We start from the raw sequence: 14,216 nt of genomic DNA on the forward strand, positions 1-14,216 counted from the left end.
CTCGAGGATGGAAGGTGCGGCCCTCGGCTCTACTGGGTGATCGGAGCGGTGGCTCGAGGATGGAAGGTGCGGCCCTCGGCGCTACTGGGTGATCGGAGCGGTGGCTCGAGGATGGAAGGTGCGGCCCTCGGCGCTACTGGGTGACCGGAACAGTGGCTCGAAGGTGGGAGGTGCGGCCCTCGGGGCTACTGGGTGACCGGAACGGTGGCTCGGGGGCGGAAGGTGCGGCGATAGGCGATGGGGGACAGGCCTAGTTCGCCGCGCATGTGGTGGCGTAGGGAGTGGGCGGTGCCCAGGCCCGCGGCGTGGGCGACGGCGTCGACCGGGAGATCGGTGGTTTCCAGGAGGTGGCGGGCGTGGCGCAGGCGCTGCTGGAGGATCCAATTGCCCGGTGCGAGACCGGTTTCGGCTTTGAATCGGCGGGTGAAGGTGCGCACGCTCATGCTGGCGTGCGCGGCCAGGGTGCTCAGGTCGAGATCGTGGTCGAGGTGACGCAGTGCCCAGGCGCGGGTGGGTGCGGTGCCCTCGGAACCGGGGTCGGGTACCTGCCGGTCGATGAACTGGGACTGCCCGCCTTCACGCCACGGCGGCACCACGCAGTAGCGGGCGGCGCGATTGGCGATCTCGCTGCCGTGGTCGGTGCGCAGGATGTGCAGGCACAGGTCGAGTCCGGCCGCGAGTCCGGCCGCGGTGCAGATCTTTTCGTCGTCGGCGACGAACAGCAGATTGTCGTCGAGCCGCACCCGGGGATAGAGGGCGCGGAAGTCCTCGGCGAAGGACCAGTGGGTGGTGGCGCGGCGGCCATCGAGCAGGCCGGCGGCGGCCAGCACGAACGCGCCGGTGCAGATCGAGATGATCCGGGTGTCCGGGCGGATGGTGGCCAGTGCGGCCCCGAGGTCGGCGGGCAGAGTGCCCTCGCGGCGCGGCCCGGGGATCTGGGTGCCGGGGATGATCACCGTGTCGGCGGTGGCGAGCAGTTCGGGGCCGTGCTGCGGTGTGATCGCGAAACCGCCGGTGGAGGTGATCGGTTCGGTGGACAGGCCGCAGATCCGCACGTCGTAGAGCTTGGTGCCGTCGGTGGTCTCGGCGGCGCCGAGCACCATGGCCGGGATCGTCATGTCGAATCCGACGACGGGCGCGAGGGCGAGAACGGCGACCCGGTGCGGTATGACCACATCAACCTCCTGGCTAGATATTTACGTATTGTGGCATTCAGGCCACTCGTTCGGAAACCTCGGATCCCGCACGCTGTTCCGGTGACCGAATTGCGTACCGACTCCCGAGAACCCGTGGTCCCCGACGAGACCTCCGCGCGCCGCCTGCATCCCGCCTGGCTGGTCGCCGCGGTGACGTTCGCGACGCTGATCGGCGCGGCCGCGTTCCGTTCCGTGCCGAGCGTGCTGATGAACCCGCTGCACGAGGAGTTCGGCTGGTCGCACGGCACGATCGGCACCGCCGTCTCACTGAATCTGCTGCTGTTCGGCCTGATCTCGCCGTTCGCGGCCGCGCTGATGGAGCGGCTGGGCATCCGCAGGGTGGTCGCGGGGGCGCTGGTGCTGGTCGCGGCGGGCAGCGGGTCGACGGTGTTCATGACCCAGTCCTGGCAGTTGGTGGCGACCTGGGGGCTGCTGGTCGGCGTCGGCACCGGGTCGATGTCGATGGCGCTGGTGGCGACGGTGACCGGGCGCTGGTTCGTGCGCCATCGCGGCCTGGTGACCGGCGTGCTGACCGCGGCCGGTGCGACCGGTCAGCTGATCTTCCTGCCGCTGGTCGCCGCCCTCGCCCACGATCACGGTTGGCGGCTGCCGTCGCTGCTGGTGGCGGGGACGGCGCTGGCGGTGGTGCCGCTGGTGCTGCTGTGGCTGCGGGACTTCCCCAGCGATGTCGGCGTGCGGGCCTACGGCGCGGAGCCGACGAGCACGGTGGGTGTGCGGACCGCGCCGATCGGCGGGGCGCTGCGGGCGCTGACCGTACTGGGGCAGATCGTGCGCAGGCCGGGATTCTGGCTGCTGGCAGGCGGTTTCGCGGTCTGCGGCATGTCCACCAACGGTCTGGTCGGCACGCATTTCGTCAGCGCCGCCCACGATCACGGCATGCCGCAGACGATGGCGGCGGGTCTGCTCGCGCTGATCGGCATCTTCGACGTGGCGGGCACCATCTTCTCCGGCTGGCTCACCGACCGGGTCGATCCGCGGTATCTGCTGCTGGGTTACTACTCGCTGCGCGGTCTGTCGCTGCTGATCCTGCCGTCGCTGTTCGCGCCCGACACCGAACCCAGCATGTGGGTGTTCATCATCTTCTACGGCCTGGACTGGATCGCGACCGTGCCGCCGACGGTGCTGCTGTGCCGCGAACTGTTCGGCGACGACGGTCCGATCGCGTTCGGCTGGGTGTTCGCCTCGCATCAGGTCGGCGCGGCGATCGCGGCCACCGGCGCGGGTGTCATCCGCGATCTACAGGGTTCCTACGATCTGGCCTGGTATCTCGCGGGTGGGCTGTGCGGGCTCGCGGCGCTCATGTCGTTCGTCATCCGCAGGCCCGAACCCGCGACGGCCTAACCGTCGATCGACCGATGCGCCCGGGCTTCCAGCGCCTTCTGTGCCCGGCGACCGTCCCATCGGCTGGGTTCGTCCTTGCTGCGCGGCGGGCGGTCGTTGGCGATGAGTACCGCGATCCAGGGCAGCGGGATGGATACACCGATGATCAGCAGGGAGATCACCCAGTTCTCCCACATGCTGTAGGCCACAGCGGCCAGCACCAGGCACGGGATGCGGAAGGCCATGATGATCGTGTACCGGCGGACCCGGGCGCGGTGCTGGTCTTCCAGCGAGACCGCGGCCTCGGTGATCAGGGCCGGATGTTTGTCGTCGCTGCCGCGGAAGAATCCGCGGGAGGCGGGCCGGGGGTTCGAGACGTCTGGGCCAACACCGCTGGAGATGTCGTCGGCGTCCGATGTGTCGCCGTACTGCTGCATATCTTCGAGTCTTCCACAATCGGCGGCCGCGCTCGGCCGGGCCCGGGGCAATGCGGCATCATGGAAGCGTGAGTACCGACACCATGGTCCGTCCGGATTCGACGACCGATGAGACGACGGACGACGACACCCCGAAGTTCTTCCACTACGTCAAGAAGAACAAGATCGCGGAGAGCGCTGTGATGGGCACCCACGTGGTGGCCCTGTGCGGCGAGGTCTTCCCGGTGACGCGCTCGCCCAAGGCCAACGCGCCGGTCTGCCCGGCGTGTGAGGAGATCTACAAGGGCCTGCGCTCGGGCGACTGAGCCGCCGCTTGTTCCGGTGCCGAGCACGGCCCGCCTTCGGCGTGGCCGTGCTCGGTGCTGTGTACGGTCCGTGATTGCGTCTCGCTCACCCGGCCGCCCGCCTCGGTCTCGTCCTCACCCCGGACCTGATTGGCCAGCCATTCCCGCATCTGTTCGATCCGGGTCGCGCGGGCGGGCCAGAATTCCTGCACGGCGGCGTTGAATTCGGCGCCGAGGATTACCGCGAAGCCGAGGAAATAGGTGAAGAGCAAGAATGCGATCGGTGTCGCGAGCGCGCCGTAGGTGACGCCGGTCTGATTGATCCAGGACAGATACCGGCGTAGACCCTCGCTGGCGGCCATGAAGAACACGCCCGCCACCACCGCGCCCCAGAACAGGCGGTGCCACGGCAGCGTCCGGTGCAGCGCGAGTTTGTACAGGGTGGCCAGCACCACGATGAGCAGCAGGCCCACGCCGGGGTAGTAGAAGGTGTCCAGTAGTCGCATTCCGGGTTCGTGCCAGGCGTCCGGTAGCGCCCGCCCGGCCAGGCGCGGGCCCAGCGCGACCAGCGGCAGGATGAACACCGAGGCGATCAGGAAGCCCACGTACAGCAGCAGCGCGAAGATGCGCTGCCACACAGGATGTCGGGCATCCTGCTGGCCGTGCGCCTCCACGATCGCGTCGACGAAGGTCGCCATGGCCGAGGACCCGGCCCACAGCGAGAGCACGAAACCGAACGACACCACCGCGCCGCGCCCGCGTCCGAGCACATCGTTCACCGTCGGCTCGATCAGATCGCCGACCACGGCCGGGCTGAACAGTTCCCGGCTGAAGGTGATGATCTTGCCCTCGACGATGTCGACGGTGTCCGGCCCGAACAGGCCGCCCACATAGCCCAGACTGCCGAGCACGCCCAGCAGCAGCGGCGCCAGCGACAGGGTCTGCCAGAAGGCGGCGGCCGCGGATTTCGCGAAGATCGAGTCGTCCCAGGCCTTGCGGGCCACCCGGACCACGAGCCGGCGACCGCGCCGGGCCGAGCGCCGCAGCCGCCGGGTGAGCCGGGCCGGGCGGGCTCGGCGTGCGCCACGACCACCGCTGTGGATCGGCAGCGGGTCACTCTCGGCGGGGCGTGCGTCGTTCATGGTGCCTACAGCATCTCCCATACCGCGCCGCGACACCGCCTCGTCGTCGGCGCGACGCGACGCGCAGTGACCGGACACGCCGTGTCGACCGGCGGAACCGGTGCGTTGTGGCAGGTCGGCATGTGATGCCGATCGCGCCGGTCGCGTCGGTTTGGCAACACGCCGACCGCGCCCGCTAGGGTCTTCTGCGTGAATGGGTCGGGTGGCGCTGCGGCGGGAGATGATGCTTCGCCGGGCGATTCGGGAAGCTCGGGTAGAGGTGGCCAACTACGCGCCTGGCAGCGCCGCGCGCTGACCAAATATCTCGCAAGCAAACCGCGGGACTTCCTCGCCGTCGCGACCCCCGGCGCCGGAAAGACGACCTTCGCGCTTCGCGTGGCGGCCGAGCTCCTGGCCGACCGCACCGTCGATCAGATCACCGTGGTCGCGCCCACCGAGCACCTCAAACACCAGTGGGCGCAATCCGCGGCCCGCTCCGGCATCCAGCTGGACTCGCGGTTCTCCAACGCCACCGGCGGCACCTCCGGTGACTACCACGGCGTGGTCGTCACCTACGCGCAGGTCGCCTCGCACCCCACCCGGCATCGGGTGCGCACCGAAAACCGCCGCACCCTGGTGATTCTCGACGAGATCCACCACGCGGGCGACGCCAAGAGCTGGGGTGAGGCGACCGCCGAGGCATTCGGTGACGCGACCCGCCGCCTCGCGCTCACCGGAACCCCGTTCCGCTCCGACGACAGCCAGATCCCGTTCGTCACCTACGAACCCGGCGAGGGCGGCCTGCCGCAGTCGCGGGCCGACCACACCTACGGCTACTCCGAGGCGCTCGCCGACGGCGTCGTCCGGCCGGTGGTGTTCCTGGCCTACTCCGGTGAGGCGCACTGGCGCGACAGCGCGGGCGAGGAGTACACCGCCCGGCTCGGTGAACCGCTGAGCGCCGAGCACACCGCCCGCGCCTGGCGCACCGCGCTCGACCCGGCCGGCGACTGGATCTCCGCGGTGCTGCGCGCCGCCGACACGCGTCTGCGTCAGCTACGCAGCACCGGCATGTCGGATGCGGGCGGCCTGGTCATCGCCACCGATCAGGAACGCGCCCGCGACTACGCCGAACTGCTGGAACACATTTCGGGGGAGCGGCCCGCGCTGGTGCTGTCCGACGATCCCGCCTCCTCGGACCGGATCGGGGAGTTCGCCTCCGGCACCCAGGCCTGGATGGTGGCGGTGCGCATGGTGTCCGAGGGCGTCGACGTGCCACGCCTGGCGGTCGGCGTCTACGCGACCAGCGCCTCGACTCCGCTGTATTTCGCACAGGCCATCGGCCGTTTCGTGCGTGCGCGCCGGCCCGGTGAGACCGCGAGCGTCTTCCTGCCGTCGGTGCCGGTGCTGCTGGATCTGGCCGCGCAGCTGGAAGTGCAGCGCGACCACATCATCGGTAAACCGCACCGCGAGAAGAACGCGCTCGACGACGAACTGCTCATCGACGCCAACAAGCAGAAGGACGAACCCGGCGAGGAGGAGCGCAAGTTCGTCGCCCTGCACGCCGACGCCGAACTCGATCAGCTGATCTACGACGGCAATTCCTTCGGCACCGCCACCATCGCCGGTAGTGCCGAGGAAGCCGACTATCTCGGCATCCCCGGCCTGCTCGACGCCGATCAGATGCGCGCGCTGCTACGCGAACGTCAGACCAAACAGGTCGCCGAGCGCAGCGCGGCCGCCGCCGACCCCTCGGCGCATGTCGCGACCGCCACCGAACGTGTCGCCACCGCCGACAAACTGGGTGAGCTACGCCGGGAACTGAACAGTCTGGTGGCCATGCACCACCACCGCACCGGCAAAGCGCACGGCGTCATCCACGGTGAGCTACGCCGCGAATGCGGCGGCCCGCCCACGGCGTTGGCCACCGCCGACCAACTCGCCGAGCGCATCACCGCCCTGCGCCGCCGTTAGCTCGGCTCGCCCGGCCGGTGTGCTGGGCGACGAGTTCGGCCAGGTGCTTGGCGGTGCCTTCGAGAGGGGCGGCGGAACGCTGGGCCATCGACAGGACGACGGCGCCCTCGATGGCGGCCACGATGGTGGTGGCCAGCGAATGGGCGGTCTCGGGCTCGACCTGTTCGGCGCGCAGGCGCGCGGCCAGGATGTTCTCCCAGTCGGCGAAGGTCTGCCCGGCCGCGTCCGCGGCGGCGGGGGCTTCGGCCCGGCCGAGCGCCGCGGCGACGATCGGGCATCCGGCGCGGAAGTCGCTGGCGAGCAGGGTTTCTCGCCACAGGGTGGGGTAGGTGGCCAGAGCCGAGGCGATATCCGAACCGGCGGTGACGGTCCGCATCATCTCGCTGTAGGCCGCGCCCGCGACCCGGGTGGCCTCGGTGACGAGTTCGGCTTTGCCGCCCGGGAAGTTGAGATAGACCGACCGGCGGGAGATGCCGCTGCGTTCCAGCAGCTGCGCGATGCCGGTGCCCGCGATGCTGTTGCAGCGCATGAGGTCGATCGCGGCGGCCACCAGTTTGTCTCTGGCTCCCATGGCGTGTGCCCTTCTCCGGTGTCGGCTGCTTGTGCTCGGTGCAAGTCTACAGTTGAGGTAAACCGATTGGTGTACTACCGTCAGGCTATACCGAACGGTTTACCGAAGCCGAACTAGACGAACGGGGCCCTCCGATGCCGACCCTGCACGACCCACTACCGCTCGCCTGCGGCCAGGTCCTTCCGAACCGGATCATGAAGTCCGCACTCAGTGAAGGGCTGGGCACCGTGACCCTCGCGCCCGACGAGCGCCTGGAACGGCTCTACCGGCGCTGGGGCACCGGCGGCTACGGGCTCATCGTCACCGGCAACGTGATGGTGGACGGCAGTCAGCTCGGGGAACCGGGCAATGTCGCCATCGAGGACGAACGCCACCTCGAAGCCCTCACCCGCTGGGCCAAAGCCGGGAAGGACGGCGGCACCCCGGTCTGGGTGCAGCTGAATCACCCGGGCCGCCAAGCCAATCCGCTGATCACCCGGAACCGGCCCGTCGCCCCCTCGGCCGTCGCCCTGACCATTCCCGGGCTGCCCACGCCGCGCGCGCTCACCGAGGATGAGATCTCCGACATCATCGGCCGTTTCGGTACCGCGGCGCGGGTCGCCGAGGCGGCCGGATTCGACGGGGTGCAGATCCACGGCGCCCACGGATACCTGGTGTCGCAGTTCCTGTCGCCGATCTCGAATCAGCGCACCGACGCCTGGGGCGGGGATTCGCGGCGGCGGGCCCGATTCGTGCTGGAGCTGGTGGCATCGATCCGGGCGCAGGTGAGTCCGGGATTCGCGCTCGGTATCAAGCTGAATTCGGCCGATTTCCAGCGCGGCGGGTTCAGCGAGGCGGAATCGCAGGAGGTCGTGGCGCTGCTGGCCGCCGAAGCGGTGGATCTGATCGAGATCAGTGGCGGCAGTTACGAATCGCCCGCCATGATGGGGCGGCCGCAGCTCGCGGCGAGCACCCGGGCGCGCGAAGCCTATTTCCTCGGATACGCCGAGACCGTGCGCCGCGTCGCCGGGGCCACGCCGCTGGCGGTGACCGGTGGATTCCGCAGCGCGGCGGCCATGTCCGATGCGATCGGCTCCGGCGACTGCGACGTCGTGGGTCTCGGCCGCCCGGCCACCGTATTCCCTTCGGCCGCAAGCGAGCTGCTCACCGGCGACACGGAAGTGCTGCGCTCGCCGCGGATCACGCTCGGTCTGCCGCCGCGGCTGGCCGCCAACAGCAACCTGAAGGCGTTCGACGGTGCGCTGGATCTGCAGTGGCATACCGACCAGCTGCACCTGCTCGGCGCGGGCGGCGACCCCGACCCGGCGCGTTCGCCGTGGCGCACGGCCGCGCACCTGGTCCGCCACCACGGCGTGGACGCCTTCCGCGCCAAGCGGTCCGCGGGCCCGGACCGGGCGGCCCGCAAGTTCCGGCGCGAGCGCACCCTCGGCCGGTACGTCATGAATCCCATGGTGCGCCTGCTGGACCGGGTGGGCGTGCGCACCACCTTCGCGACCGAGATCGAGACCATCGGCCGCAAGTCCGGCCGGCCGCGCCGGGTGCCGGTATCGGTGCTGTTCGATGCCGACGGTGCGTGGATGATCTGCCAGCACGGTATGCGCTCCGGGTGGGGGCGCAATCTCGCGGCCGATCCGAGGATCAGTGTGCGGCAAGGGGATCGGTGGCGCAGCGGCATCGCGGAGTTCCTGCCCGAGGACGATGTGGTCGCCCGCGCCGGTACGTTCGCGCCGCATCCCGCGCTCGCGCCGCTGGCCAGGTCCATGTTCGCCACCCTGGAAACCGCTCCGGTCACCGTTCGAGTGACTTTCAGCGATGCCGACTGACCCGGCATGCGTGAACGCAGCCGCCGCCGGTCGCGATCGGTGGCAACGGCGGATCGACCGGGATCCCGGCGGCCGGCTTGCCGACCGAGGCGGGGCTGCGCGCGGCGCGGAGCACCGCTCGAATTTCGTGGGCTCACGCCTCGAAGTAGGTCGCCGGGTCCAGGGTGTTGAGCGGCGTCCATCGCGGTGACTCGGTCGGTGTCGCCGGATCTTGGTGCGCCGCTTCGAAATAGCCCTGTAGTTCCAGGGCGAGGCGCGGTCGTTCGTCGACGCGGCGGGTGAGGTCGTAGAGGGCGGCCAGCAGGTGAACGCACCGGGGGGTGCGGGCCGAGCAGGAGCAGTCCGTGGCGGCCAATATCGGGGTGGGGGTCAGCCCAGCGGCTGCAAGTGCGCGGTGCATCTCGTCGGTGATGACCGTGGCATCGGGTATGACCTGGGCGATCGCCGTGACCGCGGTTCGGGTGAGCGGGGCGATCTCGACATGGGTCACCGAGGCCTGGCCGCCCCGGTGGATGGCCGCGCGCACCGAGCGGCCCTCGATCGTGGCGTCGACGCCGTTGTTGCGGGCGATGCTGCGGGCTCGGGGAAGCAGCGAGTCCGGTCGGGTCTGGCGCAGCGGTTCGGCCAGTCGGAGCCAGTCCTTACCCCACGGCGTGTAACCGAATTCGTTGTCGGGCATCAGTTTCCTCGCTTCCGGCGCAGGATCTCCACCAGCTGGTCGTCGTCCAGGCGGGCCAGGGCGGCAATGCCCGTGGAGTCGGAGAGATCGGTGAGGGCGGACTTGCGGTCGTGCATGCCCGCGATGTGCTCCTCCACGGTGGTGCCCGAGGTGAGTGTGGTGACGGTGACGGTGCGGGTCTGGCCGATCCGATGCACGCGGTCGGAGGCCTGCGCCTCGACGGCGGGGTTCCACCAGCGATCGAAATGGATGACGTCGGCGGCGCGGGTGAGGGTGAGGCCGGTGCCCGCGGCGCGCAGGCTCAGCACCAGCACCGGTGGGCCGTCGGCGGATTGGAATCCGGTGACGATAGCGGCGCGCTCGTCCTGGTTCAGGCCGCCGTGGAAGAACGGGGCCTCGACGCCGAACTGTTCGGCCAGATGCCGGACCAGGAGCTCACCGGTCTGGCGATACTGGGTGAAGATCAGGGTCGGCGACTCGGTGTCGAGGTTGGTGGCCACGATATCGGTGCACAGATCGAGTTTCCCGGAGCGACCGGCCAGTTCACCGAGGTCGCCGGTGATCAGGCCCGGATGGTTGCAGACCTGTTTGAGCGCGGTGAGCGCGGCCAGCACCCGCGTCTGGCGCTGCGCGCCCGCACCGAACCCGTCATCGATGGCGCGGTCGAGCAGTTGATCGTAGAGCTTCTCCTGTTCGGCGGTCAGATCGCAGAGCAGATCGGTGTGGATCTTGGCCGGCAGCGTGGCCGCGACCTGGATCTTCTTGCGGGACAGCAGCACGGGTTCGATGGCATCGCGCAGCCGGGCCGCGACGGTGGCCGAACCCGCCTCGATCGGGCGCACGAACCTGCGCCGGAACTGGGTGCGATGCGCGAACAACTGCGGTGCGACCAGATGCAGCAGCGCGAACAGCTCCTCGAGATGGTTCTCCACCGGGGTGCCGGTGAGCGCGACCTTGGCGGCGGCGGTGAGCCCGCGCGCGGCCTTGGACACCTGGGTGCGCGGGTTCTTCAACGCCTGCGCCTCGTCGAATACCGCCGTCGTCCAGGAGGTCTCGGTCAACTGGTGCCCATGCAGCCGCAAGGTCGGATATCCGGCGATCACCACCGTCCCCGCTTCCGGGGCGATCTCGCCGCCACGCCACACCACCGGCCGCAGCCCGGGCGCGAACCGGGCGATCTCGTGCGCCCAGTTGCCGACCAGCGAGGTCGGGCAGACCACCACCTGTGGCCCAGCGGCGGCGCGGCCGATCAGGAACCCGATGGTCTGCACGGTCTTGCCCAGCCCCATCTCGTCGGCCAGCACGGCGCCGCCGAATGCGTCGACCGTCTCCCGCAGCCAGCCGATGCCCCGCGCCTGATACGGCCGCAACTCCGCCGTCAGCGTCGCCGCCAATTCGGCCGTCACCGCCTGTGTTTCGCCGAACACCCGCACGGCCCGCTCGGCCGACACCACCGATGTGCCCGCGGCATCGGGCACCGCGTGCGCGGCGATCGGCAGCGTCAGCTCCGTGGCAGCCGAGGCATGGCCGGTCGGCGCGTCGATCTCGGGCACGTTCGCTGCGGATCCGGCTGCCGAGGCGGTCGGCTCGCCGGTCGTGCGTACGGTCGTAGGCGGGGCTGCTGGTCCGGCGGCCGAGATGCCCGAGGCACCTGCGGCAGTGCGGTCGGTGGCGGTGGGCGACGTGTCGGCGGCCTGGATCATGTGCACCGCTCGTTGCCAGATGCGCAGCGCGGCGGCGGGGGTGGGGAATTCGGCCGCGTCGCGCGCGGTCGATACTTGTTCGCTATCACCGAGATCGAGGGCGGCGAGTTCGGCCGGGGTGACCAGCGCGCAGTCGACCTCGGCGATCTCGAGCGCGTCCAGTCCGCCGGCCGGGACGGCGAGGGAAAGGGTCTCGCGCGCACCGACTCCGGTGGGTGGGCGGCCGGTGGTGCGGCCGCTCCAGGTCCAGAGGGCGAACATGTGACGGTCGGGCAGATAGGTGGCCTGGGTGGAAGACAGGTCGTTCCCCTTGTTCGCAATGTGTTGTGCGGCACACGAAGTGTTCCGGGACGCCGACAGCGGGCGACCGGTGGGTCGCCCGCTGTCGGAAAAGACGGTGTTCTGTTGTTCGATGCGGTTGTGTCGGGACGCGAAGGTCGGAACGGCGCTTACAAGGCGGGAGCGGACTCCGTGTCGATCACGGCTTCCAACTCACGCAAGCGATCCATGTGCTCGTTCGCGTGGTGCTGGCAGAAGAGCAACTCTCCACCTGCGGGAAGGGTGGCGCGCACGCGCGCTGCCGCCCCGCAGCGGTCGCAACGATCGACCGCGGTCAGTGGGGTGCTTGTCAGGGTTCCTGGCATGACTCCTCCGTCCTGGCTCCCGGCACTGCAGTCCGTTCACCTGGTGTGGGGCCCGTGGTCACTCCGCGGGCTCGCTACCGCTACTTCCCAGCAGTGGTATGACTACTCTGTCAGACGTTCGGGACGGGGGCTTTGTTCCCGTAAACGAATCGGTGTGTTTTCCCTAACATGACCTGGGATTTCGCTACAGGCGAACAGGTCGGCTCAGGTGCCGCGCACGGAATCGCTCACTCCACGAACTCGCCTATCCAGTTGTCTACCGGGAGATTACCCGTGATCTATGACACTCACACACTCGTTCACATTTGTGACCTGAACGACTGGTCGAACGCCCGGCAAATCGGAGAGTACCGCCCGGATTCGCTCGACGAGGCCGGATTCATCCACCTGTCCGCGCCGCGGCAGGCGCACCTTCCGGCCAACCGGCTCTACCGCGGCGAGCGGAATCTGGTGCTGCTGCGCATCGATCCGGACCTGGTCGCAGCGGAGATCAAATGGGAGCCCGGTGTGCCTGGCGACCCGGAATCGATGCTGTTTCCGCACCTGTACGGTCCACTGCCGGTGGCCGCGGTCGTCGCCGTCGAGGAGTTCCGGCCCGGCCCGGACGGCAGCTTCGCGCCGCTGCCGGCCTGATCAGGGCTCGCGGGCTTCGCGGGCCACGATCGCGGCCTGCACCCGCGAACGCACCCCCAGTTTCGTAAGCACCCGCGAGACATGGGTTTTCACCGTCGTCTCGCCGATGAACAGCCGCGCGGCGATCTGCGCGTTGGACAGGCCGTCCCCGAGGCAATCCAGCACCTCGCGCTCGCGTTCGGTGAGATCGGCCAGCCCGTGCGGCGCCGGTGCGGGCGGCTCGGCGGCCGAGGACGCGAACGCCGCGATCACCGCCCGGGTCACCTCGGGGGCGAGCACACCGTCCCCGGCGGCGACGGCGCGCACCGAATCCACCAGTGCCGCACCGGAGGTGGACTTCAGCACGAAACCGGAGGCGCCGGCCCGCAGGGTCCGGAAGACGTACTCGTCCAGGTCGAAGGTGGTGAGTACGAGTACGCGGGCCAGGCCGTCGGCGGTGATCCGCTCGGTCGCGGTGATGCCGTCGACTCCGGGCATGCGCACATCCATCAGCACCACGTCCGGGCGCAGCGCCTTCGCCTGTGCGACCGCCACGTCACCGTCGGCCGCCTCACCGACGACCTCGATGTCCGCGGCGCTGTCGAGGATCATGCGTAACCCGGCGCGGATGGCGCCGTGGTCGTCGGCGATGAGCACGCGAATCGTCACCGGATCATGAGATCACAGCGGGCCCGCTGTCCGGGTCCGCCGAACTGATGACGGTGTGGCTACGGGCTGACCGCGAGGAACACGAAGGCCGCGAACAAGACCAGGTGCACACCGCCCTGCAGGAGGGTGGCCCGGCCCGGCACCACGGTCAGCGCGCCGACCACCACCGTCAGCGCCAGCAGCACCATCTGGGTGGCGCCGAGCCCCAGGGTCAGCGGTCCGGAGATCCAGATGCTGGCCAGCGCGATGGCCGGAATGGTCAGGCCGATGCTGGCCATGGCCGAACCGAGCGCCAGGTTCAGGCTGATCTGGACCTTGTCGCGGCGCGCCACCCGCACCGCGGCCAAGGTCTCGGGCAGCAGCACCAGCAGCGCGATGACCACACCGACCGCGGACCGGGGCAGACCCGCCGCGTGCACGCCGGTCTCGATCGCGGGCGAGACCAGCTTGGCCAGTCCGACCACGCCGATCAGGGCGATCAGCAGCAGGGCCAGGCTCCGCAGGGCCGCCCGGCCGGTCGGGGGTTCGTGCGGTTCGTCGTCGTCGGCGTTCTCGACGGGCAGGAAATCCTCACGGTGCCGGATCGTCTGCACCGCGACGAACAGCCCGTACAGCAGCAGGGAGGCGACCGCGGCGAAGGCCAGCTGCGAACCGGAGAACTCGGGGCCGGGCTTGCTGGTGGTGAAGGTCGGCAGCACCAGGCTCAGCGTGGCCAGGGTCGCGACCGTGGCCAGCGCCGCGCCGGTGCCCTCGGCGTTGAACACCGCTACCCGGCGGCGAATCGCACCGACCAGCAGCGACAGGCCGACGATGCCGTTGCAGGTGATCATCACCGCCGCGAACACGGTGTCGCGGGCCAACGACGAGGCATCCGGCCCGCCGGAGGCCATCAGCGTCAGGATCAGACCGACCTCGATCACGGTCACCGCGACCGCCAGCACCAGCGACCCGAACGGCTCACCCACCCGATGCGCGACCACCTCGGCATGCTGCACCGCCGACAGCACCGCCCCGGCCAGCGCGAGCACCAGTACCAGCACCACCGGTCCCGAAGGATGGCTGAACCACGCGATCGCCAAGATCAGGGCGGCCAGTAGCGGTACATAGGTCGTCCAGTGCCGGGTCAGTGCGCGCATCATGCATCCCATGATTCCAGCGAACTCGC

At 69.8% G+C, this 14,216-nt stretch carries 14 protein-coding genes; 5 read left to right on the forward strand and 9 right to left on the reverse strand.

Going from position 1 to position 14,216, the window contains the following annotated elements; translation table 11 throughout:
• Positions 1-185: 185 nt before the first annotated feature.
• Positions 186-1,175: a GlxA family transcriptional regulator gene (locus ACFVMC_RS21895; RefSeq protein ID WP_379212903.1), complete on the reverse strand. Its 990-nt coding sequence runs from the start codon at positions 1,173-1,175 to the stop codon at positions 186-188.
• 81 nt (positions 1,176-1,256) lie between these two features.
• On the opposite strand from ACFVMC_RS21895, the gene ACFVMC_RS21900 reads away from it, so the two are divergent.
• Positions 1,257-2,558: an MFS transporter gene (locus ACFVMC_RS21900; RefSeq protein ID WP_379212905.1), complete on the forward strand. Its 1,302-nt coding sequence runs from the start codon at positions 1,257-1,259 to the stop codon at positions 2,556-2,558.
• Here ACFVMC_RS21900 and ACFVMC_RS21905 read toward each other — a convergent pair.
• Positions 2,555-2,974 (reverse strand): DUF3099 domain-containing protein, encoded by a 420-nt coding sequence (locus ACFVMC_RS21905; RefSeq protein WP_379212907.1) that lies wholly within the window; start codon positions 2,972-2,974, stop codon positions 2,555-2,557. The two genes, ACFVMC_RS21900 and ACFVMC_RS21905, sit on opposite strands and share 4 nt — an antisense overlap.
• 68 nt (positions 2,975-3,042) lie before the next feature.
• Between ACFVMC_RS21905 and ACFVMC_RS21910 the strand changes: the two genes are divergently transcribed.
• A complete protein-coding gene (locus tag ACFVMC_RS21910) occupies positions 3,043-3,279 on the forward strand; it encodes a DUF3039 domain-containing protein (RefSeq protein ID WP_379212908.1) in 237 nt (78 codons plus the stop codon).
• Here ACFVMC_RS21910 and ACFVMC_RS21915 read toward each other — a convergent pair.
• Positions 3,252-4,400 carry a YihY/virulence factor BrkB family protein gene (locus ACFVMC_RS21915; protein ID WP_379212910.1) on the reverse strand — a complete coding sequence of 383 codons (1,149 nt, stop codon included), beginning with the start codon at positions 4,398-4,400 and terminating at the stop codon, positions 3,252-3,254. The genes ACFVMC_RS21910 and ACFVMC_RS21915 overlap by 28 nt on opposite strands.
• 291 nt (positions 4,401-4,691) lie before the next feature.
• On the opposite strand from ACFVMC_RS21915, the gene ACFVMC_RS21920 reads away from it, so the two are divergent.
• Positions 4,692-6,350: a DEAD/DEAH box helicase gene (locus ACFVMC_RS21920; RefSeq protein ID WP_379213272.1), complete on the forward strand. Its 1,659-nt coding sequence runs from the start codon at positions 4,692-4,694 to the stop codon at positions 6,348-6,350.
• On the opposite strand, the gene ACFVMC_RS21925 is transcribed toward ACFVMC_RS21920, so the two are convergent.
• Positions 6,328-6,921: a TetR/AcrR family transcriptional regulator gene (locus ACFVMC_RS21925; protein ID WP_379212912.1), complete on the reverse strand. Its 594-nt coding sequence runs from the start codon at positions 6,919-6,921 to the stop codon at positions 6,328-6,330. The genes ACFVMC_RS21920 and ACFVMC_RS21925 overlap by 23 nt on opposite strands.
• Positions 6,922-7,055: 134 nt before the next feature.
• Between ACFVMC_RS21925 and ACFVMC_RS21930 the strand changes: the two genes are divergently transcribed.
• Positions 7,056-8,744, forward strand: coding sequence for a nitroreductase family deazaflavin-dependent oxidoreductase (locus ACFVMC_RS21930; RefSeq protein WP_379212914.1), 1,689 nt, complete (start codon positions 7,056-7,058; stop codon positions 8,742-8,744).
• A gap of 133 nt (positions 8,745-8,877) precedes the next feature.
• Here ACFVMC_RS21930 and ACFVMC_RS21935 read toward each other — a convergent pair whose 3' ends face one another.
• From ACFVMC_RS21935 to ACFVMC_RS21945, 3 genes are all read right to left on the reverse strand, one after another.
• Positions 8,878-9,423 carry a hypothetical protein gene (locus tag ACFVMC_RS21935; RefSeq protein ID WP_379212916.1) on the reverse strand — a complete coding sequence of 182 codons (546 nt, stop codon included), beginning with the start codon at positions 9,421-9,423 and terminating at the stop codon, positions 8,878-8,880.
• On the reverse strand, positions 9,423-11,387 hold the full coding sequence (locus ACFVMC_RS21940; protein ID WP_379212917.1) for a DEAD/DEAH box helicase: 1,965 nt from the start codon (positions 11,385-11,387) through the stop codon (positions 9,423-9,425). Before ACFVMC_RS21940 ends, ACFVMC_RS21935 begins: the two co-directional genes overlap by 1 nt.
• Positions 11,388-11,575: 188 nt before the next feature.
• Positions 11,576-11,770, reverse strand: a complete 195-nt coding sequence (locus tag ACFVMC_RS21945; RefSeq protein WP_033087939.1) for a hypothetical protein — start codon at positions 11,768-11,770, stop codon at positions 11,576-11,578.
• 273 nt (positions 11,771-12,043) lie between these two features.
• Here ACFVMC_RS21945 and ACFVMC_RS21950 point away from each other — a divergent pair, with 273 nt between their 5' ends.
• Positions 12,044-12,403, forward strand: coding sequence for a DUF952 domain-containing protein (locus ACFVMC_RS21950; protein WP_379212919.1), 360 nt, complete (start codon positions 12,044-12,046; stop codon positions 12,401-12,403).
• On the opposite strand, the gene ACFVMC_RS21955 is transcribed toward ACFVMC_RS21950, so the two are convergent.
• Together ACFVMC_RS21955 and ACFVMC_RS21960 are read right to left on the reverse strand one after the other, a co-directional pair.
• A complete protein-coding gene (locus ACFVMC_RS21955) occupies positions 12,404-13,051 on the reverse strand; it encodes a response regulator (RefSeq protein ID WP_379212921.1) in 648 nt (215 codons plus the stop codon).
• 59 nt (positions 13,052-13,110) lie between these two features.
• Positions 13,111-14,199, reverse strand: a complete 1,089-nt coding sequence (locus ACFVMC_RS21960; protein WP_379212923.1) for a calcium:proton antiporter — start codon at positions 14,197-14,199, stop codon at positions 13,111-13,113.
• Positions 14,200-14,216: the final 17 nt, after the last annotated feature.

The organism is Nocardia sp. NPDC127579 (assembly GCF_042672005.1).
Taxonomy (GTDB): domain Bacteria; phylum Actinomycetota; class Actinomycetes; order Mycobacteriales; family Mycobacteriaceae; genus Nocardia.